The organism is Streptomyces sp. NPDC044064 (assembly GCF_056434245.1).
Genome location: NZ_JBWKFN010000013.1, coordinates 197,671 through 220,834, shown reverse-complemented (window position 1 = coordinate 220,834; position 23,164 = coordinate 197,671). Strand labels below are relative to the sequence as shown.

Genomic DNA, 23,164 nt, shown 5'->3' with positions numbered 1-23,164 from the left:
CGCCGGTCCGTGAACTAGCCCGCCAGCCGCAGCCGCTGCCCGCACACCCCGACCCGGACCGTCTGCCCCCAGGTGAGCTGGAGCGCGTCGGACTCGATGCCGTCGCCGAAGGCGATGAGCCGGTCGGACTCCACGGTGAGTGTCAGGGACGCCGAGGCCGCGAGTTCGCCCGCCACCAGGGTCGTACCGGTGGCGGGCGAGGGCCAGGCCTCCCGGACGAACCACACCAGCCGGTCCTCGGTGGGGGAGGGCAGCGGGAGCCGGCTGGTCCGCTCCTGCCACACCGAACGCAGCCAGCCGGTGGCGCCGGTGCCGGTCCCGACCAGCACCCCGGAGGAGGCCTGGGCCTCGACGGCACCCCCGTCGTCGTCGAGGCCCAGGCGGTAACGGGCGGTCTGGTGGCCCGGTGTGCCGAGGTAGATCTCGTTGAGCGCCACCAGCCGCTGGGTGTCGTCGGCGACGGCCTCGACCATGGTGAGTTCGTCCACCGTGGCCGTCGCCGCCGCCGGCAGGAGCTTCGCCGCGTCCTGCGGGCGGTGCCGTACCAGCACCCCGGGGTTGCGGCCCGGGTCGGTGTCGATGCCGATCACCGGCTGGCCCGTCAGGTACTTGGCGGCATTGGCCACCAGCCCGTCCTGGCCGACCACCACGACCACGTCCTCCGGCGCGAACAGGAACCGGTCCAGGTCGGTCCGCTCCACCTGTGCCTGGCGCCAGGTCAGCGGCACGGCCGAGGTCACCTCGGCCAGGGCGCCGCGGGCCCGGCGGTGGCGTTCGGCGACCTCCTCGATGTCCCGGCCCCGGGAGGCGAGGAAGAAGGCGGCCTGGCCGTGCGTGCCGTGCCGGGCCACCAACTCCTCGTACTCCGTGGTGCGATGGACCAGCACGGCGCGCGGCGCGAGGCTCACCGCGCCGCCTCGGACGGGCCGCCGCCCAGCTTCGCGAGCAGTCCGGTCAGCACGTCCGGGGAGACCGTCACGCTGTCGATCCGCGGCAGGTTCTCGGCCAGCCGGGTCGCGGTGAGCGCCTGCAGGGTCGCCGTCCCGTCGACGCCGGCCTCCGCGTGCACCCGCAGCCAGGCCGCCTGGGCCTGCGCCCGGGCCTCGCCGACCTCGCGCGCGCCCTCGGCCTCCGCGCGGGCGGCCCGCTCGGCCCGCGCGGCCTCGGCCTCGGCGAGCTGCAGGGTCCGCGCCGCCTCCGCCTCGGTGAGCTTCAGCGTCCGGGCCGCCTCGGCCTCGGCGAGCTTGACCGACCGCGCGGCCTCCGCCTCCGCCAGCTTCACCGACCGCGCCGCCTCCGCCTGGGCGCGCACCGCGTCCGCGGCCGCCTGCTCCTCGGCCTCGCGGCGCGCGTTGGTGCCCCGCTGCTCGACCAACTGCTCCTCGCGGCGGGCGAGTTCGATCCGGCTGGCCAGTTCGTTCTCGGCGATGGTCCGCTCCCGCTCGACCGCGACGGCCCGCCGCTCGTAGGTCGCGCGGTCGGCCTCCTGCTGGATCTGTTCCCGGGCCGGGGTGCGCAGCGCCCGCTCCACCTCCGGTTCCGGCCGCAGTGCCATCACGCGTACGGCCACGACCTCGATGCCGGTGGCGGGCAGCCGCGGTTCGGCGCCGAGGCCCGCTGCGACCCGCTCGCGCACCGCCGCGACACCGTCGACCAGCGCCGCCGAGAGCGGCGTGCGGGCGAGGACGTCCAGTGCGTGCTGCTGGGCCGTCTCGGTGAGCAGGGTGCCCAGCTGTTCCAGCGGGGTGCCGCGGAAGGCGCCGGTGTCGGGGTCGATCGAGAAGTCCAGGCGGGCGGCGGCGACGGCCGGGTCGGCGATCCGGTAGGTGACCGTCGCCTGCACCGCGACGTCCTGGAAGTCGGAGGTGCGGGCGTGGAAGGTCATCGTCAGTTCCCGGTCGTCCACCGGCACCTCGGACAGCGCTGCGGTCAGCGGACGGAACCAGAAGCTGAGCCCGGGGCCGTCGTGCACCAGCGTGCCGGAGCGGTGGTGCCGGATGTGCGCCGTGGGCGCGCCGCGCAGATGGCGCCAGCCCAGGCGCCGGGTGATGTCGGCCATGAGTCCCCCTCGTTTTTCGTCATGGCGACGATAATCATCCCCTCCGATTCTCGTCAAGGGGACGAAAACAGGAAGAGGCGGAAACAGCCAAGAAGCGCGTGAAGACGGGCAGCAATGGCCAGGATGGTGGCATGGCATACCACGTCGACTCCGAGGCCGGGCGACTTCGCCGCGTGATCCTGCACCGGCCCGACCTGGAGCTCAAAAGGCTCACCCCCAGCAACAAGGACGCCCTGCTGTTCGACGACGTGCTGTGGGTGCGCCGGGCGCGCGCCGAGCACGACGGGTTCGCCGACGTCCTGCGCGACCGCGGGGTCGCCGTCCATCTCTTCGGTGACCTGCTCGCTGAGGTCCTGGAGGTGCCGGCCGCGCGGACGCTCGTCCTCGACCGGGTCTTCGACGAGAAGGAGTACGGCCCGCTGGCCACCGACCACCTCCGGGCGGCCTTCGAGACCCTGCCCGCGCGCGAGCTGACCGAGGCCCTCGTCGGCGGGATGACCAAGCGGGAGTTCCTGGCGGCGCACGAGGAGCCGACCTCCGTGCGGTTCCATGTCATGGACCTCGACGACTTCCTGCTCAGACCCCTGCCCAACCACCTCTTCACCCGTGACACCTCCGCCTGGATCTACGACGGCGTCTCCATCAACGCCATGCGCTGGCCGGCGCGGCAGCGCGAGACCGTGCACTTCGAGGCGATCTACCGGCACCACCCGCTCTTCCGGGACGAGCTGTTCCACATCTGGTCCGAGGGGCAGGCCGACTACCCGTCCACCATCGAGGGCGGTGACGTCCTGGTCATCGGCAACGGCGCGGTCCTCATCGGCATGAGCGAGCGCACCACCCCGCAGGCCGTCGAGATGCTCGCGCACAAGCTGTTCGCCGCGGGGTCCGCGCGGACGATCGTCGCGCTCGACATGCCCAAGAAGCGCGCCCTGATGCACCTCGACACCGTGATGACCATGGTCGACGGCGATGTCTTCACCCAGTACGCGGGCCTCGGCATGCTCCGCTCCTACACCATCGAGCCGGGCGCCGCCGACAAGGAGCTCAAGGTCACCGACCATCCGCCGGAGCACATGCACCGCGCGATCGCCGCCGCCCTCGGGCTCAGCGAGATCCGCGTCCTGACCGCCACCCAGGACGTCCACGCGGCCGAGCGCGAGCAGTGGGACGACGGCTGCAACGTGCTCGCCGTCGAGCCCGGTGTCGTCGTCGCCTACGAGCGCAACGTCACCACGAACACCCATCTGCGCAAGCAGGGCATCGAGGTGATCGAGATCCCGGGCAGCGAGCTGGGGCGGGGCAGGGGCGGCCCGCGCTGTATGAGCTGTCCCGTCGAGCGCGAGGCGGTGTGACCGGGCCGGTGTGACGAAGTGGGCTGTATATAAATGCTGACGGTCGTATAGAATTCCAAAAGTCCGTGCACCCGTATCCCTGGAGCGCCCCCATGGCGACAGTCCCGACCGCCCTCGCCGGCCGCCACTTCCTCAAGGAACTGGACTTCACCGAGGAGGAGTTCCGTGGTCTGGTCGAGCTGGCCGCCGAGCTGAAGGCCGCCAAGAAGGCGGGGGCCGAGACGCAGTATCTGCGCGGCAGGAACATCGCACTGATCTTCGAGAAGACCTCGACGCGCACCCGCTGCGCGTTCGAGGTCGCCGCCGCGGACCAGGGCGCCCACACCACCTACCTCGACCCGTCCGGCTCGCAGATCGGGCACAAGGAGTCCGTGAAGGACACCGCCCGCGTCCTCGGCCGGATGTTCGACGCCATCGAGTACCGCGGACACGGACAGGGCGTGCTCGAGGAGCTGGCCACCTACGCCGAGGTCCCCGTCTACAACGGCCTCACCGACGAGTGGCACCCCACCCAGATGCTCGCCGACGTGCTCACGATGACCGAGCACAGCGACAAGCCGCTGGCCGAGATCGCCTTCGCCTACCTCGGCGACGCACGGTACAACATGGGCAACTCCTACCTGGTCACCGGCGCCCTGCTCGGCATGGACGTCCGCATCGTCGCGCCCAAGCTGCTGTGGCCGGACGAGACGATCGTCCAGGTGGCCCGGCAGCTCGCCGCCGCCTCCGGCGCCCGGATCACCCTCACCGACGACGTGAAGGACGGCGTGCGCGGCACCGACTTCATCGCCACCGACGTCTGGGTGTCCATGGGCGAGCCCAAGGAGGTCTGGGACGAGCGCATCGCGTTGCTCGGCCCGTACGCCGTGACCATGGACGTGCTCCGCGCCACCGGCAACGACCAGGTGAAGTTCCTGCACTGCCTGCCGGCCTTCCACGACCTCGGCACGGCAGTCGGCCGTGAGATCCACGAACGGCACGGACTGACCGAGCTGGAGGTCACCGACGAGGTGTTCGAGTCCGAGCACTCCGTCGTCTTCGACGAGGCGGAGAACCGGATGCACACGATCAAGGCGGTCCTCGTGGCCACCCTGGCCGGCGCGTCACACAGCCTTGCCTGACCCACCTCACCAGGCCTTATCCTGACCGGCGGCCCGGCACCACCCCTGCCGCGGCCGCCGCAGCGGTCGACCTGTGATCGCGCCCGCACCACCAGAAACGAGCTCCACCCGCATGCCCGCTCCCCGCATCAAGTCCCCCGGCGCGCTCATAGCCGAATCCGGCGCCGACCGTGAAGGCCACGGCCTCCAGCGCACGATGGGCCTCTTCCAGCTCATCTGCTTCGGCGTCGGCGCCATCGTCGGCACCGGCATCTTCGTCGGTCTCTCCGACTCCGTCGCCCAGGCCGGCCCCGCCGTGGTCGTCTCCTTCGTCCTCGCCGCGGTCACCTGCATCTTCACGGCGCTCTCCTTCGCCGAGCTGGGCGGCGCCATCCCGGTCTCCGGCTCCTCGTACTCCTTCGCGTACGCGGGCCTCGGCGAGTCCACCGCCTTCCTGGTCGGCTGGTGCCTGCTGCTGGAGTACGGCATCTCCATCTCGGCGGTCGCCGTCGGCTGGAGCCAGTACGTCAACGAACTGCTGCACAGCCTCACCGGCTGGCAGCTGCCCGCCGCCCTGTCGGCCGGTCCGGGCGACGGCGGCATCGTGAACCTCCCCGCCGTGATCGTCATAGCCATGGCTTCGATGCTCCTGGTCCGCGGGGTGCGCGAGAGCGCCCGGGCCACCGCCGCCATGGCAGCCGTGAAGCTCGTCATCCTCCTGGCCTTCTGCGCCATCGGCTACAGCGCCTTCAAGGACGGCAACCTCACCCCGTTCTCCCCGGCCGGCCTCGGCGGCATCGGCGCGGGCACCACCGCCGCCTTCTTCTCCTACATCGGCTTCGACGCGATCACCACGGCCGGCGAGGAGGCGAAGAACCCCCGCCGGGACATCCCGATCGCGATCCTGGTCTGCATGGGCCTGGTCACCCTGCTCTACTGCGCGGTCGCACTCGCCGCGATCGGCGCCATCGGCGGCGACCAGGTCGCCGGCCGCCCCGCCGCGCTGTCCTACGTCGTCAACCAGGTCACCGGCTCCACCGTCGGCGGCGGTGTCGTCGCCTTCGGCGCGGTCGTCGCCATCGCCTCCGTCGTCCTCGCCGTGATGTACGGCCAGACCCGCATCCTGATGTCGATGTCCCGGGACGGCCTGATCCCGCGGGTCTTCGAGAAGGTGTCGCCGCGCACCTCCACCCCGGTGGCCGGCACCCTGATCGTCGCGATCGTCTTCGCGGTCCCGGCGGCCTTCGCCTCGCTCGACGCCGTGATGAACCTGTGCACCATCGGCACGCTCGCCATCATGGCCGTCGTCAACATCGCCGTGATCGCCCTGCGCCGCCGCGAGCCGGGCCTCGCCCGCAGCTTCCGGGTGCCGCTCTACCCCGTCGGCCCGCTGCTCGGCGTCGGCTTCTGCCTGTACCTGATGTACGAGACCGGCTGGCAGACCTGGATCCAGTTCGCGGTGTTCCTCGCGGTCGGGCTGCTCGTCTACGTCGCCTACGGGCGCCGGCACTCCACGCTGGCCCGGCCGGCCGACGAGGTCACGCCGGACGCCGCTGACCCGGAACTACAGGCAGTCTGAACCACACCGCCTTGCCCGACGGGGTCGGGCGGTGACCGCAGGACGAACTGAGGGCGCGGATCAGCAGCAGACCGCGCCCTCCCTCCTGCCAGGGGTCGGGCTCCTCGATCACCGGACGCGTGAGATGCCCGGGCGGCGCCGGGTCGGGGTCGTGCACCTCGACCTGACAGCCGCTCGGCAGCAGCTCGACGACCAGCTCTATCGGGCCGCGCCCGTCGGTGTGCTCCACCGCGTTGGCGACCAGTTCGGCCGTGAGCAGCTCGGCGGTGTCGGGATCGGCCGCGTGCTCCACCTCGGTGAGGGCCGTACGGACCAGGGCACGCGCCACGGGCACCGCGGCTGCGGTGTGCGGCAGCGCGATGCGCCAGGAAGCCGGTTCGGTGGGGCGTTCGTACAAGGCGAGTCCGTTCATGGAGCAGGCTGTCCTGCTTTCAACCGTAGGAATGGTACGGGCCCGGCCACAGAGACCGTCGTCGGGCACCGCTCGGGACCATCGGCCCCGGTACCGGGCGGCTTACCCCGCTGAACGCCCTGCCTCGCCCGGCTGTGCCCACTGTTACGACGCTGTGGACGATCGGTGACGCGCGTGACGGGACCGGGCCGTCCCAGGGTCACGCTGTCGCGCCCTCGTGACGACAGTCACAAAGACGTGTTAACTTCGTCGGGTAGCGCCGCGTGAGGCACCGCCCCCCTAGGAGGCCGCACGTCATGAGTCCTTTCACCGGCTCCGCCGCCCGCACCTCGGACTGGGAGCATCTGCGGCTCCAGCTGACCGACGGGGTCGCCACCGTCACCCTCGCCCGCCCCGACAAGCTCAACGCCCTCACCTTCGGCGCCTACGCCGACCTGCGTGATCTGCTCGCCGAGCTGAGCCGGGAGCGGTCGGTCCGTGCCCTCGTCCTGGCCGGCGAGGGGCGTGGCTTCTGCTCCGGCGGCGACGTCGACGAGATCATCGGCGCCACCCTCTCCATGGACACCGCCCAGCTGCTCGACTTCAACCGGATGACCGGGCAGGTGGTCCGGGCGATCCGCGAATGCCCGTTCCCGGTGATCGCCGCCGTGCACGGCGTGGCCGCCGGCGCGGGCGCGGTCCTGGCCCTCGCCGCCGACTTCCGCATCGCGGACCCCTCGGCCCGCTTCGCCTTCCTCTTCACCCGCGTCGGCCTCTCCGGCGGCGACATGGGCGCGGCCTACCTGCTGCCCCGCGTCGTCGGCCTCGGCCACGCGACCCGCCTGCTGATGCTGGGCGAGCCCGTACGCGCCCCCGAGGCGGAGCGGATCGGCCTGATCAGCGAACTGACCGAGGAGGGCGCCACGGACGAGGCGGCCCACACGCTGGCCCGCCGCCTCGCCGACGGCCCCGCCCTGGCCCACGCCCAGACGAAGGCCCTGCTCACCGCCGAGCTGGACATGCCGCTGGCGGCATCGATCGAACTGGACGCCTCGACCCAGGCCCTCCTGATGACCGGCGAGGACTACGCGGAATTCCACGCGTCGTTCACGGAAAAGCGCCCGCCGAAGTGGCAGGGACGGTAGCCATGGAAGCCGACGCCAGGAACGAAGGGGAGCGGGGAACTGCGCGAGCAACCACACACGACCTGCACTCGCCGACGACGACCAGCCACCCTCTGCGCGTGGCGATCATCGGCGGCGGCCCCGGTGGCTTGTACGCAGCTGCGCTGCTGAAACGGCTGGACCCGGCGAGGGAAATCACCGTCTGGGAACGCAACGCCCCCGACGAGACCTTCGGCTTCGGCGTGGTCCTCTCCGACGAAACCCTGGGCGGCATCGAACACGCCGACCCGGTGGTCTACACGGCCCTGCAGAGCAGCTTCACCCGCTGGGACGACATCGACATCGTCCACCGAGGCACCCGCCAGACCTCCGGAGGACACGGCTTCGCGGCACTGGGCAGGAAACGCCTCCTCGAAATCCTGCACGACCGCTGCCGCACCCTCGGCGTGGACATCCGCTTCCGCACCGAGGCCCCCGGCCCCGACCAGCTCTCGGCGACCCACGACCTCCTCGTCGCAGCCGACGGAGTCAACAGCACCACCCGCCAGACCTACGCCCATGCGTTCCGCCCCCGGGTGACCGAACACCACTGCCGTTACATCTGGCTCGCCGCGGACTTCCCCTTCGACGCCTTCCGCTTCGAGATCGCCGAGACCGAGCACGGCGTGATGCAGCTGCACGGCTACCCCTACGCGGCCGGCGCCTCCACCGTGATCGTCGAGATGCGCGAGGAGGTCTGGCGGGCGGGGGGATTCGACGAGGCCACCCCGCAGGAGTCCGTCGAGCGCTGCGCCAAGATCTTCGCCGACGCGCTCGGCGGCAGGCCGCTGCGCTCCAACAACTCCGCCTGGACCACCTTCCGCACGGTGGTCAACGACCGCTGGTCGCACGGCAACGTCGTCCTCCTCGGGGACGCGGCCCACACCGCCCACTTCTCCATCGGCTCCGGCACCAAGCTCGCGGTGGAGGACGCGCTGGCCCTCGCGGCCTGCCTGGAGGAACAGCCCGACGTGCCACGGGCGCTCGCGGCCTACGAGGAGGAGCGCAAGCCCGTCGTCGCCTCCACCCAGCGCGCCGCCCGGGCGAGCCTGGAGTGGTTCGAGGACGTGCGGCGCCATCTCGACCAGCCGCCCCGCCAGTTCGCCTTCAACCTCCTCACCCGCAGCCGCCGCGTCACCCACGACAACCTGCGGCTGCGCGACGCCCGCTTCACCGAGTCCGTCGAGCGCGAGTTCGGGTGCCCGTCCGGCACACCCCCGATGTTCACCCCGTTCCGGCTGCGCGGTCTGACCCTGCGCAACCGGGTCGTCGTGTCCCCGATGGACATGTACTCCGCGGTCGACGGCGTCCCCGGCGACTTCCACCTGGTCCACCTCGGCGCCCGTGCCCTCGGCGGGGCCGGTCTGGTGATGACCGAGATGGTGTGCGTCAGCGAGGAGGGCCGGATCACCCCGGGCTGCACCGGCCTCTACACCGGCCGCCAGGCGGAGGCCTGGAAGCGGATCACCGACTTCGTGCACGCCCAGGCACCGGGAACGGCGATCGGGGTGCAGCTCGGGCACTCCGGCCGCAAGGGCTCGACGAAGCTGATGTGGGAGGGCATGGACGAGCCGCTGCCCGACGGAAACTGGCCGCTGACGGCCGCCTCCCCGCTGCCGTACAAGCCGGGCAGCCAGACCCCGCGCGAGCTCTCCCGGGCGCAGCTCACCGACATCCGCGAGCAGTTCGCCGCATCCGCCTGGCGGGCCGCCCGCGCCGGCTTCGACCTGCTCGAACTGCACTGCGCGCACGGCTACCTGCTCTCCGGCTTCCTCTCCCCGCTCACCAACCGGCGCACCGACGGCTACGGCGGCTCGCTGGAGAAGCGCCTGAGGTTCCCGCTGGAGGTGTTCGACGCCGTACGCGCGGTGTGGCCGGAAGAGAAGCCTCTGACCGTCCGCATCTCGGCCACGGACTGGGCCGACGGCGGTACCACCGACGAGGACGCGGTCGAGATCGCCCGGGCCTTCGCCGCGCGCGGCGCCGACGCGATCGACGTGTCGACGGGGCAGGTGGTGGCCGAGGAGCGCCCGGAGTACGGGCGGTCGTACCAGACGCCGTTCGCCGACCGCATCCGGCACGAGGCCGGTGTCCCGGTGATCGCGGTCGGCGCGATCTCCTCCTGGGACGACGTGAACTCCCTGATCCTGGCCGGGCGTACGGACCTGTGCGCGCTGGCCCGGCCGCACCTGTACGACCCGCACTGGACCCTGCACGCGGCCGCCGAGCAGGGCTACGAGGGTCCCGGCGTCGCCTGGCCCGCGCCCTACCGGGCGGGCAGCCGCCGTCCCCAGACCGGCCGCACGGACGCCCCCAAGCCGCGCCTGTCGCTCAGTACGGTCACACGCCTTCCACGCGATTCGCACGGTTCCTGAACCGGCCTGTTATCGACGGCTGCCTAGGTTCTTTCGAGTCATTCGGAAGAATCACAGGGATCGAGACTGAGATGACTGACACCAGGCCGTTGCCCGAGCCACCCGGATACGGCTACGGCCCCTCTCCGGACCAGGGCCCGCCGTACCCGGGACCCGCGATGCAGCCCGCCGCGCCCGCCCGGCAGCGCCGCCCGGACGGTTCGGGCACCCGGCGCACCGCGCTGGTCATCCACACGATCGCCGACGTCGCTGCGGCGTTCCTGGGACTGTGGATCCTGCTGTACCTGCTGGAGGCCAATCACGCGAACGTCTTCGTGGGGTTCGTCGAGGACGTGGCCGACTCGCTGGCCTGGTGGTCGCAGGACATCTTCACCATGGACACGGAGAGCCTCCGGGTCCTGCTCGACTACGGTCTGCCCGCGGTGATCTACCTCGCGGTCGGGCACGGCATCGCGATGCGGCTGCGCCGGTTCTGAGCCACCGGTCACTTCCTCCGAACCGCCGGCCGTTCACCCCGCCCTCACGAACTCCGCCCCGGCGTCCCGCAGCCGCTCGTGCAACCCCCGGAACACCTCCGCGGAGCGGACGCCCGGCCAGTCGGTCGGGAGGAGGTGGGTGGGGAGGCCGGGGTCGGTGTAGGGGAGGTGGCGCCAGGAGTCGAGGGCCAGGAGGTAGTCGTGGTAAGCCGCCTCGGGCGGGGTGTCCGTGCGGTGCTCCCAGGCGCGCAGGACGGGGGCGTGGGCGTCCAGGAAGCGCTCGTGTTCCTTGGCGATCGCCGCGAGGTCCCACCAGCGGGTGACGGCCTCGGGGGTGGGCGCGAAGCCGAGGTGCTCGCCGCGGAAGAAGTCGACGTACGGGTCGAGGCGGAGCCGGCGCAGGGTGTGCCGCGTCTCCTCGTACAGGCGGGCGGGGGCGATCCACACCCCGGGGGCCGCCGTGCCGAAGCCCAGGCCGGCCAGCCGCGAGCGCAGGACGTGCCGCTTCTGCCGCTCCGACTCGGGGACGGAGAAGACCGCCAGGACCCAGCCCTCGTCCTCGGGGGGCGCGGTCGCGTAGATGCGGCGGTCGCCGTCCTCCAGCAGTTGGCGCGCCTCCGCGGACAGCTCGTACCCCGCCGTGCCGGCCTCCGTGCGGGCCGGCACCAGCAGACCGCGGCGCTTGAGCCGGGACACCGAGGAGCGCACGGAGGGGGCGTCCACCCCGACCGCGGCCAGGAGCCGGATCAGCTCGGCGACGGGCAGGGGGCCTGGCATGAAGCGGCCGTACGCGCCGTAGAGCGTGACGATGAGGGACCTGGGGGCGTGCTGCTCGGACACGTTGATCATTTTAAGTCTTCGGCATCAGTGCCGGTCACCTTCGGTGCGTAGCCGGAACCGCTGCAGCTTGCCGGTGGCCGTGCGGGGCAGCGCGTCGAGGAAGACGAACTCGCGCGGGCATTTGTAGGGCGCCAGTTCGGACTTGAGGAAGGTGCGGAGGGCCTCCGGGTCCGGCCGCACGCCGTCCCGCAGCACCGTGAAGGCGACGACCACCTGGCCGCGCGCCTCGTCGGGGCGGCCGACGACCGCCGTCTCGACCACGTCCGGATGGCGCAGCAGTGCGTCCTCCACCTCCGGTCCGGCGATGTTGTACCCGGCGGAGATGATCATGTCGTCGGCGCGGGCCACGTAGCTGAAGTAGCCGTCGCTCCCGCGGACGTAGGTGTCGCCGGTGACGTTCCAGCCGCCGCGTACGTACTCCCGCTGCCGCGGGTCGGAGAGGTAGCGGCAGCCGACCGGGCCACGGACCGCGAGCAGGCCCGGCTCGCCGTCGGGCACCGGCTTCCCGTCGGCGTCCTGGACGCGTGCCTGCCAGCCCGGCACCGGGACGCCCGTCGTGCCGGGCCGGATCCGCTCGTCGGCCGCGGAGATGAAGATGTGCAGCAGCTCGGTGGCGCCGATGCCGTTGATGATGCGCAGCCCGGTGCGCTCCTGCCAGGCGCGCCAGGTGGCCGCCGGCAGGTTCTCGCCGGCCGACACACAGCGCCGCAGGGACGAGGTGTCGTACCCGGCCAGGTCGTCGAGCATCGCCCGGTAGGCGGTCGGCGCGGTGAACAGGACCGAGACCCGGTGCTCGGTGATCGCGGGCAGCAGCTGGCGGGGGCCCGCCTGCTCGAGGAGCAGGGAGCTGGCGCCGGCCCGCATCGGGAAGATCACCAGTCCGCCCAGGCCGAAGGTGAAGCCGAGCGGGGGACTGCCGGTGAAGACATCGTCCGCGTGGGGGCGCAGCACATGTCTGGAGAAGGTGTCGGCTATGGCCAGCACATCCCGGTGGAAGTGCATGCACCCTTTCGGGCGACCCGTGGTGCCTGAGGTGAACGCGATCAGGGCCACGTCGTCGGAGGCGGTGTCGACCGCCGGGTAGGGGGTGCCGGGCGCCGGGCGGTGCAGCAGGTCGTCGGCCGCGTCACCGCCGTACGCGGTGATGCGCAGGCCCGGTACCTCGGCCTTCGCCAGGTCGTCCAGGGCCCGGATGTCGCACAGCGCGTGCCGGACCTCGGCGATCTCGCACACCGTGGCCAGCTCGTGCGCGCGCTGCTGGGCCAGGACGGTGACCGCGACGGCGCCCGCCTTGAGCACGGCCAGCCAGCAGGCGGCCAGCCAGGGGGTGGTGGGGCCGCGCAGCAGGACCCGGTTGCCCGGTACGACGCCGAGCTCGCCGGTGAGGACGTGGGCGATGCGGTCGACCCGGGCGCGCAGGTCGCCGTAGGTCCAGCTGGGGCCGGCCGGGGTGTGGAAGACCGGGCGGGCCGGGTCGGCGTGTTCGAGCAGCTCGACGGCGCAGTTCAGCCGTTCGGGGTAGCTCAGCTCCGGCAGCTCGAAACACAGGTCGGGCCACTCGTCCGGCGGCGGGAGGTGGTCGCGGGCGAAGGTGTCGACGTGGGCCGAGAGATGCATGGCGCCCCCTTGCCTGGTGGGCTCGTGGTGGCCTCGCACAAGGAGCGTATCGTGTTGGTGACGACAGTCAATGGAGCGCGATACGGTCGGGTGACAGCACGGGAGAGGGGACCGGCGATGCCTGCATTCTCGCTCGGACCGGAACAGCTCGCCTGGTGTGCAGAGCTGCGCACCCTGGCCGCCGAACGGCTGCGCCCGCTCGCCGAGAAGGCCGAGCCGGGCCGGGTCGACCGGCCACTGGTCGCGGAACTCGGCCGGCTGGGCCTGCTGGCCCGGCTCTTCGCCTCCGGCGCCCTCGAACTCTGTCTGATGCGCGAGTCCCTGGCCTACGCCTGCACGGAGGCCGAGACAGCCCTCGCCCTGCAGGGCCTGGGCGCCCACCCCGTCCACGCCCACGGCACCCCCGCCCAGCGGGAGCGCTGGCTGCCCCGCGTGACCGAGGGCACCGCGGTGGCCGCGTTCGCGCTCAGCGAGCCGGGGGCCGGGTCGGACGCGGCGGCGCTGGCGCTGCGGGCGGATCCGGACGGGGCCGGGCGCTGGCGGCTGACCGGACGCAAGTGCTGGATCTCCAACGCCCCCGAGGCCGACTTCTACACGGTCTTCGCGCGGACCACCCCCGATGCCGGCGCCCGTGGCGTCACCGCTTTCCTCGTCCCCGCCGACCGGCCCGGCCTGACCGGCTCCGTCCTTCGGATGCTCTCCCCGCACCCCATCGGCAGCCTCGACTTCGACGCCGTCCCGGTGACCGAGGACGATGTGCTCGGGGAGGTCGACCGCGGTTTCCGGGTCGCGATGGGCACCCTCAACCTGTTCCGGCCGAGCGTCGGCGCCTTCGCCGTCGGCATGGCCCAGGCTGCGCTCGACGCGACGCTCGCCCACACCGCCCGGCGGGACGCCTTCGGCGGCAAGCTGATGGACCTTCAGTCCGTCGCCCACCAGGTCGCCGAGATGGCCCTGCGCACGGACGCGGCCCGGCTGATGGTGTACGCGGCGGCGACGGCGTACGACGAGACCGCCCCGGACGTGCCCAAGCGGGCCGCGATGGCGAAGCTGCTGGCCACCGAGACCGCGCAGTACGTCGTCGACGCGGCCGTCCAACTGCACGGAGCGCGGGCGCTGGAGCGGGGCCATCTGCTCGAACACCTCTACCGCGAGGTGCGCGCCCCACGGATCTACGAGGGCGCGAGCGAGGTCCAACGGGGCATCATCGCCAAGGAGTTGTACACCACCGCCACCCGGGAGGGCCGTCCGTGACGATCGAGCGCATCAACCCGCCCGAGCTTTCCCCGCCCGCGGGCTTCTCGCACGCCGTCGTCGCCGCCGGCTCCCGCGTGGTGTTCCTGGCCGGCCAGACCGCCCTCGACGGCGACGGCAAGGTCACCGGAGCCACGCTCCCCGAGCAGTTCGAGAAGGCGCTCACCAACCTCCTCACCGCCCTCGACGCGTCCGGCGGCACCCCCGCCGACCTCGCCCGGGTCACCGTCTACGCCACCGACGTCGCCGCCTACCGCACCCACGCCCGCCAACTGGGCCGCATCTGGCACCGGTTGGCGGGCCGGGACTATCCGGCCATGGCGGTCGTGGAGGTCGTACGGCTGTGGGACGAGCAGGCGCTGGTGGAGCTGGACGGGTTCGCGGTGCTGCCGTAGCCGGTCAGGCCGCCACGGCGAGCCGGTCGGCGGGGACCCGGCGGGGCGGGACCACGCTGCCGTCCGGGAGCAGCTCCCCGCTGTCGTCGAAGCGGATCGAGCCGTCGCAGAGCAGGGCCCAGCCCTGTTCCGGGTGGGCGGACACGGTGTGCGGGGTGCCGGGGCCGGACGCGGCGCACGAGATTTCACAGGAGCACATGGCGCACCTCCACATCGGATGTGAGGGGGCGGGCCGGGTCGGCCGTCACCCGCCATGCACAGACCATGCTCCCGCCGTGAACGCACCGGAACCGGCCGCAGTGAAGCGTGACAACATGCGGACAACTCCCGGACGCTTCCATGACGCGCCACCGATGGGGTGACGATCACGCCCGGCGGCGCGGCCGCCCGGTACCAGTGGAAGCCCCCACCCCACGGAACCGGGAGGTATCCCATGCCCGTACGCCCCGCTCTGGCCGCCGCCCTCGGCGCAGCCGCGCTGCTGTGCGGCGCCGTCGGCCCGGCCGCCGCCGACGCGGGCGAGAGTGTCACCGTCGCCCCCACCGGCCGGATCGCCGCCGACGGCACCGTCACCCTCTCCGGCACCTATCGCTGCACCGGCAGCACCGGCCCGGTCTTCGTCAGTTCCTCGGTCAGCCAGGGCGACTCCCGGCTCCGGCCCGGCATCGGCGGCAGTGGCGCCGTGTGCGACGGCGCCGAGCACCCCTGGCAGAACTCGGGCAAGGTCTCGGCCGGCTCGCTCGTCCCCGGCGCGGCCGAGGTGGAGGCCACCGTCATGGAGCTGCGGCCCTCGGGCATTGTGCCGCTGCCGGTCTTCCACGCGGTCCAGGAGCAGGACGTCACCCTCGTCCAGGAGTGACGCCCACGCCGAGCGGCCCGGCACACCCGCCTGACGGGTGCCGGGCCGCTCGGCGTGGCGGCGGTCGTCAGGAACGCTGCCAGCTGTGGGGGGCGTGGAAGGCGTGCGGGCGCCAGGACGTGGTGCCCGGGGAGGAGGCCTCGGCGCCGGAGCCGGCCAGGGCGGTCCGGCTGAGCAGCAGCACCGCGAGGGCGGCCAGCTCCTCCTGGGTGGCCTCGCCCTTCTCGACGCGGATGGGGGCTGTGAGGGACACGGACATGGGGACCTCCGTCACTGAGGGGGATTGCCGTGCTTGCGGGCGGGGCGCTCGGCGTGCTTGGTGCGCAGCATCGCCAGCGCGCCGATGAGGACGCGGCGGGTGTCGGCCGGGTCGATCACGTCGTCCACCAGGCCGCGCTCGGCCGCGTAGTACGGGTGCATCAGCTCGGCCTTGTACTCCTTGACCAGCTCGGCACGCTTGGCCTCGGGGTCGTCGGCCTCGGCGATCTGGCGGCGGAAGATGACGTTCGCGGCACCCTCCGCGCCCATCACGGCGATCTCGTTGGTGGGCCAGGCGTAGGTGAGGTCGGCGCCGATCGACTGGGAGTCCATGACGATGTAGGCGCCGCCGTAGGCCTTGCGCAGGATCAGGGAGATGCGGGGCACGGTCGCGTCGCAGTAGGCGTACAGCAGCTTCGCTCCGTGCCGGATGATGCCGCCGTGCTCCTGGCCGACGCCCGGCAGGAAGCCCGGCACGTCGAGCAGGGTGACGATCGGGATGCTGAACGCGTCGCACATCTGCACGAAGCGGGCCGCCTTCTCGGACGCCTCGATGTCCAGGACGCCGGCCAGGCTCTGCGGCTGGTTGGCGACGATCCCGACGACCTGGCCGTCCAGCCGGGCCAGCGCGCAGATGATGTTCCGCGCCCAGCGCTGGTGGACCTCCAGGTACTCGCCGTCGTCGACGATCTCCTCGATGACCGCGGCCATGTCGTACGGCCGGTTGCCGTCGACCGGCACCAGGTCGGTCAGCGTCTCGCAGCGGCGGTCGGCCGGGTCGTCGCACGGCACGGCGGGCGGGTTCTCGCGGTTGTTGCGGGGGAGGAGGGACAGCAGGTAGCGGACCTCCTCCAGGCAGGTCTCCTCGTCGTCGTACGCGAAGTGGCAGACACCGCTCGTCTCGGCGTGCACGTCGGCACCGCCGAGGCCGTTCTGGGTGATCTCCTCGCCGGTGACCGCCTTGACCACGTCCGGTCCCGTGATGAACATCTGGGACGTCTCGCGGACCATGAACACGAAGTCGGTGAGCGCGGGGCTGTAGGCGGCACCTCCGGCGCACGGGCCGAGCATCACGCTGATCTGCGGGATGACCCCGGACGCCGCCGTGTTGCGCCGGAAGATGCCGCCGTAGCCCGCGAGGGCGGTGACGCCCTCCTGGATGCGGGCGCCCGCACCGTCGTTCAGGGAGACCAGGGGCGCGCCCGCCGCGAGGGCCATGTCCATGATCTTGTGGATCTTGGCGGCATGGGCCTCGCCCAGCGCACCGCCGAAGATCCGGAAGTCATGGGCGTACACGAAGACGGTACGGCCCTCGACCGTGCCCCAGCCGGTGACGACACCGTCGGTGTACGGCTTCTTCGCCTCCAGGCCGAAACCGGTCGCCCGGTGCCGGCGCAGCGGTTCGACCTCCTGGAAGGAGCCCTCGTCGAGGAGCAGGCCGATCCGTTCGCGCACGGTGAGCTTGCCCTTGGCCTTCTGGGCGGCGGTCGCCTTCTCACCGGGGCCGGCGAGGACGCTCTCGCGTATGCCGGCCAGTTCCTCGACGTGGGACCTCATGTCTCCCCCTGCTTCCCTGAAGTGACGGAACGTCAGTTACCGAGCCGGCGCAGCCCGCTCGACTGGAGCGCGGCGAACGCCCCCACGACCGCTGCCTGCAGCACGGTCCACACCGTGCCGACGGTGTTCGGGCCGAACCAGCCGAACACCGCGGTGGCGACGGACGCCACCGCCCACAGCGCGTTGGCCTCGATGACCGCCTTGGTGGCGGCCGTGCTCGGCACCGGACGGCTCGCCAGCAACGCCACGAGGCCGCCGTACACCGTGAGGAACACGCCGATGCCCCGCAGGAACCCGGCGTCGAGACCGAGCAGATCGCCCACCGGGCCCGCGGCGAGAAGGTAGATCAGGCCGTTGGCGGCGGTCACGGCCGCGTCCAGCGCGAGGAACGTCCGTAACGGGCGCGCCGCGGCGACACGGGTCGGCGTATGCGTCGCCGCGTGTGCCGGGGTCTGGCTCGTGGTCATGGGGCCTCCGAAGGTAGGGGGTCTGATTCCACTTGCCCGTCGAGCGTGCCAAGGCGGACTGACCGGTGACTGACGGACTGCTTACGCGGTCCGACTCGCACCTCCCTCGAGCCGGCCGGTCCTCAAGCCGGCTGCAGCCGCAGATCGCCGGTCAGCGCGGGGTCGTGGGAGAGGATCGCGCTCTCCACCCGGCGCAGGGCGGGGGACGGCTGGATGCCGAGTTCGTCGTCGAGGTGGCGGCGCATCCGGCGGAAGACGTCCAGGGCGTCGGCCTGCCGTCCCGAGCCGTAGAGGGCGATCATCAGCTGCTCGCAGAAGCGTTCCCGCAAGGGGTGGTTGGTGTGTGCCTCGGTCAGCTCCGCGAGCACGGCGGCATGCCTGCCCAGCCGCAGCTCGGCGTCGAAGCGCAGCTCCATGGCCCGCATCCGGTACTCCTCGTACCGCGCACCGGCCAGCTGGCACAGCGTCCCGCCGGCGAACCCGCCGAAGACGGGGCCGCGCCACATCCCGAGCGCGTCACCCAGCAGCCGTGCGGTGCGGGCCGCGTCGTCCGGTGCGGCGGACTCGGCCAGCCGCACCGCCCTGATGAACTCGGCCGCGTCCAGCTCGCCCTCCCCGATGCCGAGCCGGTAGCCGGACGGGTGCATCGTCACCCGGGAGGCCGGCCGGTCCGGCTCCAGATCACGGAGCCTGCGGCGCAACCGGCTGACATGGGCCTGCAGGGCGTTGGCCTGGTTGTCGGGGACGGCGTCCCCCCACATCTCCTCGGCCAGGCTCTCCCCGGACACCGGCTGGCCCTCGCTGACCAGCAGCGTCTGCACGAGGGTGCGCTGCAGATCGCCGGAGATGTCCGCCGGGCCGAATGCGGTGAGTATCTGCAGTGCCCCGAGAATGGAGAACCTCAGCATGTCTTCCCCCTTGGTGAAAATTCCTGGCGAAGGTGTTTCTTTACGGGGTCGTGCTGCGGTGAGAGACAGGGCGACCGAACGCGCCGCGCCCCGGCGGGCGTCTGCTTCCTGGACGGCCCGCCGGGGCGGTTGCTCCGCCGGGACGGGGGGCGGCCGGCGGTCCTGGGGGACCGGTGCCGAGCCGCCATCGGCGCAGCACCGGGTGGGAAAAGTTCGTTCCGTGCGTCGACTGGTGAATTCGTGGTCACCGCTTACGGAATTCCGGTCTGGAGCCACAGTGGCACCACTCGCTGACGGAATGCTGACACGCTTCTGACGCCGGTAATGAATTCCTTGTGGCCCTTTTCCCGGGCATCCTCTCGGTGCTGTACTCCCTTCGATGGAAAACGCTCCCGAAAGGGGTACGGGAATGACCGCGACCACCACCGAAACCAGCACGGACGCCCAGATTCTCGCGGCGATACGCGCCCACACGGCAAGCGAGAACCCGAGTTCGTTCCTGACGCTCAACAGCGGAAACAGTGTCTTCACCGTCCCGGACGCGGACGGTGTCGTCGTCTACCGCCGCACCGGCCGCCACGCCGTACAGTTCGGCGGCCCCTTCGCCGCCGAGCAGGACTACGGCACCCTCCTGGAGGCCTTCCGCAAGCACGTCCGCGACGAGGGCCTCAGCCTCGTCGGCGTCCAGCTCCAGCGCGCCGACGCCGAGCGCTACGCCGCGCTCGGCTTCACCGTCAACCAGGTCGGCGCCTCCTGGGCGGTGAGCCTCCCCGAGTTCACCCTGCGCGGCACCAAGTTCATGCAGCTGCGCAACAAGATCTCCCGCGCCCACCGCAACGGCCTGCAGATCCAGGAGGTCGACGCGGCCGGCGTGCAGGACGCCATCACGGCCATCGACCAGGCCTGGCTCGGCTCCAAGGGCGGCGCCCAGCAACTGGAGTTCCTCGTCGGCCAGATCGGCGGCCCGGCCCAGGCGCACCGGCGGCTGTTCACCGGCACCATCGACGGCGCCCCGGTCGCCTACATCTCGTACTCGCCGGTCTACGGCAGCCGGGCCGGCTGGATGCACGACCTCAGCCGCCGTGTCCCCGAGGGCTCCCCGGGTCTGATGGAGGCCATCAACGCGCACGCCATCGAGGTGTTCCGGGCCGAGGGCGTCGAGTGGCTGCACTTCGGGTTCACGCCGTTCACCGGCCTGGACGCGAGCCACGAACTCGACGGCCACAGCCCCGCGTTCCAGTGGCTGATGCACGCCCTGTGGGCCGAGGGCGCGGCGCTGTACCCGGCGCAGACGCAGCTGTCGTACAAGCAGAAGTGGGCCCCCGACGTGCTGATTCCCGAGTACGTCGCCTTCGACGGGCCGCAGGCCTCGCTGCCCGGCTTCGCACACATCTTCCGTGCCTGCAACGCCTTCTGACCTTCCCTCACCCGAAGGAGACCACGACATGAGCCAGTCCACCGAGGAACTCCAGCACGCCATGGTCGAGCAGCTGATGGCCGTCATCGGGGCGCCCGACGACCTGGAGGTCGCCGAGGCCGCCGACGCGGTCGTCCGCGCCCTGGACGAGCGGCTGAACACCGGGGCGGCTGCCTGAGCCCGGCACGGCACGTCCGATCAGAGGGACATCAGTGCCACATCAGCGCTCCACGGAACGCTGGACACACGTTCGCCCGGCGGTCCGGGCCCGGGAGCACCGCACTGTGCCCCCGTCGCCCGGGTCCGTCGGGCGGGCACCCCCGCCCGCGACGGTGACCGCACGCGGGAGCCTTGTCGACTCGCGGCGCCCGCAGGTCCGCGGGGCAGCGGCGCCGCCGCCCGATCCGGGCACTTCTCCCAAGGAGAGCTACGCATGCAGCGTCCGCACATACAAGAAGCCGGGGCAATCGCGGCCGGTGGAGGCGCCGGTGCAGGGCAGCGCACCGGTGCCTCGGCGACCTTCGCCGAGCTGCTCAAACGGGTCAAGGCCGAGGGCCTCCTCGACCTCGACCCCCGCTACTACGTGGGCAAGCTGGCCCTCAACACCACCCTGCTGCTGATCGGGTTCGCCGCCTTCTTCGAGCTGGGCGACTCCTGGTGGCAGCTGGTCACGGCCCTGTGGATGGGCCTGTGCGGCGGCCAGTCGGCGTTCATGTGGCACGACGCCGGCCACAAGGCGATGTTCCGCAGCAAGAAGGCCGCCTCCGCGGTCGGCTACGTCCACGCCAACCTGGTCAACGGGGTCAGCTACGGCTGGTGGGTCAACCACCACAACCGGCACCACAGCAACCCCAACCACCTCGACATGGATCCCGACATCGGCCGGCGCACCGCCATCTTCGACATCAAGCAGTACCCGAGCCGCAAGGGCACCCAGAAGTTCGTCGTGCGCTACCAGAGCGTGCTGTTCTTCGTGCTGCTGGTGCTCGAGGGCTTCAAGATGCTGAGGACCGCGGTCCTGTCGATCGTCCAGGGCAAGACCAAGCGGCCCGCCCTGGAGACCTTCCTGATCGTGCTGCGCGCCGCCGTCTACCTCGGCCTCGTCTTCACCGTCCTGTCCCCGGGCCTCGCGGTCGCCTTCATCCTGGTCCAGCACGCCGCCCTCGGCGTCTACTTCGGGATGATCTTCGCCCCGAACCACAAGGGCATGGACGTCCGCGACGGCGAGGAGGAGACCCTGGACTGGCTGGAGCGCCAGGTCCTCACCTCCCGCAACATCCGTCCCAACAAGCTGGTCGACTTCCTCTACGGCGGCCTCAACTACCAGGTCGAGCACCACCTGTTCCCGGCCATGCCGCAGAAGAACCTCGGCCGCGCCCGGGAGCTGACCATGGAGTACTGCGCCGAGCGCGGGGTGCCGTACCACGAGGTCGGGTTCTGGGCCTCGTACCGTGAGGTCGCCGCCTACCTGCACGAGGTCAGCGCGCCCGTGCGGCGCGGTGACGTGGAGGAGCAGCTGCGGCGCCGGGCCATGGAAGAAGCGGCCTGACATCCCCCGTCCCGCTTGTTCACACCGCCACTTCCCCCACACCCCCACATCCCGGCCCCCGGGCCGCACGCCCGGGCCCGCCGGTGGCCCGGGCGGTTCCTTCCCAGGAGCGACGGGGGCGTTCGCAAGGAGTCCCCGAAGGAGCCAGCCCCATGTCCCAGACCACCGCCGCGGCGGGCGGAGTCACCGCTCCCGCCCCGATCGGGGTCCGCCTGGACCGTATGCCGATCACCCCCCTGCACCGCAGACTCACCGCGGTCATCGGCGTCGGCCTGTTCTTCGACACCTTCGAGAACAACCTGTCGGGCACCATCGGCAAGGTGCTGCAGGGCGACTTCGGCTTCGGCGCCACCTCGCTCAAACTCGTCCTGGCTTCGGTGTTCGTGGGCCAGTTCATCGGTTCCCTGACGCTCGGCAGGATCGCCGACCGGTTCGGCCGGCGCCGCGCCTTCCTCGTCAACCTCGCCATCTACTCGGTGTTCTCGCTGCTCGGCGCCTTCTCCCCGAACGCCACGTGGCTGATCGTCACCCGTTTCCTCGCGGGGATCGGTATCGGCGCCGAACAGGCCCTGTCCGACTGCTACCTGGCCGACGTGCTGCCCGCGAAGAAGCGCGGCCGGTTCATCGCCTGGGCCTACACCCTCGCCTTCTGCGGAGTGCCCGCGGTGGGCTTCGCCGCGCTGTGGCTGGTGCCGCTGACCCCGCTGGGCGTGGCCGGCTGGCGCTGGCTGTTCGTGCTCGGCGCGCTGGGCTCCGCCGCGGTGTGGGTGCTGCGCCGGCAGCTCATCGAGTCCCCGCGCTGGCTGGCCGCGACCGGCCGGACCGCTGAGGCCGAGCGGCTGGTCGCCCGCATGGAGGCGGAGGCGGCGGGCCGCGGACTGCCGCTGGAGACGCCCGGGCCGGAGCCCGAGGAGGCCGTGGACCACTCCCGGCTGCGCGACGTCCTGCGCCCCGACATGCTCCGCCGCACCCTCGTCCTCTGGCTGTTCTGTGTGCTGTCGGTCGTCGGCTACTACGGCTTCGGCACGCTCGCCCCGCAGATCGTCGCCGCCAAGGGCTACGGCGTCGTCGCCGGCCTCGGCTTCACGGCGCTGTCCTTCCTCGGCTACCCGGTGGGCTCCGCGCTCGCCCTGCCCGTCGTGGACCGCGTCGAGCGGCGCACCCTGATCGCGCTGTCGGCGGGCGCGATGGTCCTCGCCGGACTCGGCTTCGCCTACGCCGGCTCGGCCGCGCTGATCGTCACCTGCGGTTTCGCCTACACCCTGTGCAGCAACGTCTTCTCCAGCGTCTCGCACGTGTACCTGTCCGAGCAGTACCCCACCGCGATCCGGGCCACCGCCTCCGGAGCCGCCTACTCGCTGTCCAAACTCAGCGCCGCCGCACTGCCGTTCGCGCTGCTGCCGGTCCTGGAGGCGCACGGCCCGGGTGCCCTGTTCGGCGTCATCGCCGCCGCCATGGCCGTGCTCGCCGGCACCGTACTGACCCTCGGCGAGCGCACCACCGGCCGCCCGGTCCGGTGAACTCATCGACCATCAGAAGGAGTTG

Annotated in this window: 23 protein-coding genes; 13 read left to right on the top strand and 10 right to left on the bottom strand. The window is 71.8% G+C overall.

Annotated features, from left to right (window positions below; genetic code table 11):
• Nucleotides 1-14: 14 nt before the first annotated feature.
• Both AC07DS_RS22550 and AC07DS_RS22545 read right to left on the bottom strand, forming a co-directional pair.
• Nucleotides 15-908 carry an NAD(+)/NADH kinase gene (locus AC07DS_RS22550; protein WP_479147822.1) on the bottom strand — a complete coding sequence of 298 codons (894 nt, stop codon included), beginning with the start codon at nt 906-908 and terminating at the stop codon, nt 15-17.
• Nucleotides 905-2,059 (bottom strand): SPFH domain-containing protein, encoded by a 1,155-nt coding sequence (locus tag AC07DS_RS22545; RefSeq protein WP_479147820.1) that lies wholly within the window; start codon nt 2,057-2,059, stop codon nt 905-907. Before AC07DS_RS22545 ends, AC07DS_RS22550 begins: the two co-directional genes overlap by 4 nt.
• Before the next feature lie 131 nt (nt 2,060-2,190).
• Here AC07DS_RS22545 and AC07DS_RS22540 point away from each other — a divergent pair, with 131 nt between their 5' ends.
• The 3 genes from AC07DS_RS22540 (at nt 2,191) to AC07DS_RS22530 (ending at nt 6,093) form a co-directional block, all read left to right on the top strand.
• Nucleotides 2,191-3,414: an arginine deiminase gene (locus AC07DS_RS22540; RefSeq protein ID WP_479147819.1), complete on the top strand. Its 1,224-nt coding sequence runs from the start codon at nt 2,191-2,193 to the stop codon at nt 3,412-3,414.
• A gap of 92 nt (nt 3,415-3,506) precedes the next feature.
• A complete protein-coding gene (gene argF / locus AC07DS_RS22535; RefSeq protein WP_479147817.1) occupies nt 3,507-4,535 on the top strand; it encodes an ornithine carbamoyltransferase in 1,029 nt (342 codons plus the stop codon).
• 112 nt (nt 4,536-4,647) lie between these two features.
• A complete protein-coding gene (locus tag AC07DS_RS22530; RefSeq protein WP_479147815.1) occupies nt 4,648-6,093 on the top strand; it encodes an amino acid permease in 1,446 nt (481 codons plus the stop codon).
• Here AC07DS_RS22530 and AC07DS_RS22525 read toward each other — a convergent pair.
• Nucleotides 6,053-6,505: an ATP-binding protein gene (locus tag AC07DS_RS22525; protein ID WP_479147813.1), complete on the bottom strand. Its 453-nt coding sequence runs from the start codon at nt 6,503-6,505 to the stop codon at nt 6,053-6,055. The genes AC07DS_RS22530 and AC07DS_RS22525 overlap by 41 nt on opposite strands.
• Before the next feature lie 296 nt (nt 6,506-6,801).
• Here AC07DS_RS22525 and AC07DS_RS22520 point away from each other — a divergent pair, with 296 nt between their 5' ends.
• From AC07DS_RS22520 to AC07DS_RS22510, 3 genes are all read left to right on the top strand, one after another.
• Nucleotides 6,802-7,629 (top strand): enoyl-CoA hydratase family protein, encoded by an 828-nt coding sequence (locus AC07DS_RS22520; RefSeq protein WP_479147811.1) that lies wholly within the window; start codon nt 6,802-6,804, stop codon nt 7,627-7,629.
• A gap of 92 nt (nt 7,630-7,721) precedes the next feature.
• Nucleotides 7,722-10,022 (top strand): bifunctional salicylyl-CoA 5-hydroxylase/oxidoreductase, encoded by a 2,301-nt coding sequence (locus tag AC07DS_RS22515; protein ID WP_479147900.1) that lies wholly within the window; start codon nt 7,722-7,724, stop codon nt 10,020-10,022.
• Between the two features lie 158 nt (nt 10,023-10,180).
• Nucleotides 10,181-10,498, top strand: a complete 318-nt coding sequence (locus AC07DS_RS22510) for a hypothetical protein (protein WP_479147899.1) — start codon at nt 10,181-10,183, stop codon at nt 10,496-10,498.
• A gap of 33 nt (nt 10,499-10,531) precedes the next feature.
• On the opposite strand, the gene AC07DS_RS22505 is transcribed toward AC07DS_RS22510, so the two are convergent.
• Nucleotides 10,532-11,347, bottom strand: a complete 816-nt coding sequence (locus tag AC07DS_RS22505; protein ID WP_479147809.1) for a PaaX family transcriptional regulator — start codon at nt 11,345-11,347, stop codon at nt 10,532-10,534.
• A gap of 15 nt (nt 11,348-11,362) precedes the next feature.
• The gene (locus AC07DS_RS22500; RefSeq protein WP_479147807.1) at nt 11,363-12,955 is read right to left on the bottom strand and encodes an AMP-binding protein; all 1,593 of its coding nucleotides are present in this window, start codon (nt 12,953-12,955) and stop codon (nt 11,363-11,365) included.
• Between the two features lie 117 nt (nt 12,956-13,072).
• Between AC07DS_RS22500 and AC07DS_RS22495 the strand changes: the two genes are divergently transcribed.
• Nucleotides 13,073-14,209 (top strand): acyl-CoA dehydrogenase family protein, encoded by a 1,137-nt coding sequence (locus AC07DS_RS22495; protein ID WP_479147805.1) that lies wholly within the window; start codon nt 13,073-13,075, stop codon nt 14,207-14,209.
• Nucleotides 14,206-14,604 (top strand): RidA family protein, encoded by a 399-nt coding sequence (locus AC07DS_RS22490; protein ID WP_479147803.1) that lies wholly within the window; start codon nt 14,206-14,208, stop codon nt 14,602-14,604. The genes AC07DS_RS22495 and AC07DS_RS22490 overlap by 4 nt, the downstream gene beginning before the upstream one ends.
• Nucleotides 14,605-14,608: 4 nt before the next feature.
• On the opposite strand, the gene AC07DS_RS22485 is transcribed toward AC07DS_RS22490, so the two are convergent.
• Nucleotides 14,609-14,803 carry a DUF5999 family protein gene (locus AC07DS_RS22485; RefSeq protein WP_145884092.1) on the bottom strand — a complete coding sequence of 65 codons (195 nt, stop codon included), beginning with the start codon at nt 14,801-14,803 and terminating at the stop codon, nt 14,609-14,611.
• A 234-nt stretch (nt 14,804-15,037) separates the two neighbouring features.
• Here AC07DS_RS22485 and AC07DS_RS22480 point away from each other — a divergent pair, with 234 nt between their 5' ends.
• A complete protein-coding gene (locus AC07DS_RS22480; RefSeq protein ID WP_479147801.1) occupies nt 15,038-15,463 on the top strand; it encodes a DUF6299 family protein in 426 nt (141 codons plus the stop codon).
• Between the two features lie 67 nt (nt 15,464-15,530).
• Here AC07DS_RS22480 and AC07DS_RS22475 read toward each other — a convergent pair whose 3' ends face one another.
• The 4 genes from AC07DS_RS22475 to AC07DS_RS22460 form a co-directional block, all read right to left on the bottom strand.
• Nucleotides 15,531-15,722, bottom strand: a complete 192-nt coding sequence (locus tag AC07DS_RS22475) for an acyl-CoA carboxylase epsilon subunit (protein ID WP_479147799.1) — start codon at nt 15,720-15,722, stop codon at nt 15,531-15,533.
• Between the two features lie 11 nt (nt 15,723-15,733).
• Nucleotides 15,734-17,278: an acyl-CoA carboxylase subunit beta gene (locus tag AC07DS_RS22470; protein ID WP_145884095.1), complete on the bottom strand. Its 1,545-nt coding sequence runs from the start codon at nt 17,276-17,278 to the stop codon at nt 15,734-15,736.
• 32 nt (nt 17,279-17,310) lie between these two features.
• Nucleotides 17,311-17,745 carry a hypothetical protein gene (locus AC07DS_RS22465; RefSeq protein WP_145884096.1) on the bottom strand — a complete coding sequence of 145 codons (435 nt, stop codon included), beginning with the start codon at nt 17,743-17,745 and terminating at the stop codon, nt 17,311-17,313.
• A gap of 122 nt (nt 17,746-17,867) precedes the next feature.
• Nucleotides 17,868-18,653 carry an AfsR/SARP family transcriptional regulator gene (locus AC07DS_RS22460; RefSeq protein ID WP_399726187.1) on the bottom strand — a complete coding sequence of 262 codons (786 nt, stop codon included), beginning with the start codon at nt 18,651-18,653 and terminating at the stop codon, nt 17,868-17,870.
• A 409-nt stretch (nt 18,654-19,062) separates the two neighbouring features.
• Between AC07DS_RS22460 and AC07DS_RS22455 the strand changes: the two genes are divergently transcribed.
• From AC07DS_RS22455 to AC07DS_RS22440, 4 genes are all read left to right on the top strand, one after another.
• A complete protein-coding gene (locus AC07DS_RS22455) occupies nt 19,063-20,070 on the top strand; it encodes a DUF2156 domain-containing protein (protein WP_479147796.1) in 1,008 nt (335 codons plus the stop codon).
• Nucleotides 20,071-20,098: 28 nt separating this feature from the next.
• A complete protein-coding gene (locus AC07DS_RS22450) occupies nt 20,099-20,248 on the top strand; it encodes a hypothetical protein (RefSeq protein WP_479147794.1) in 150 nt (49 codons plus the stop codon).
• Nucleotides 20,249-20,503: 255 nt separating this feature from the next.
• A complete protein-coding gene (locus AC07DS_RS22445; protein ID WP_479147792.1) occupies nt 20,504-21,619 on the top strand; it encodes a fatty acid desaturase family protein in 1,116 nt (371 codons plus the stop codon).
• Between the two features lie 152 nt (nt 21,620-21,771).
• Nucleotides 21,772-23,139 carry an MFS transporter gene (locus tag AC07DS_RS22440; RefSeq protein WP_479147790.1) on the top strand — a complete coding sequence of 456 codons (1,368 nt, stop codon included), beginning with the start codon at nt 21,772-21,774 and terminating at the stop codon, nt 23,137-23,139.
• The last annotated feature ends 25 nt before the right edge of the window (nt 23,140-23,164 follow it).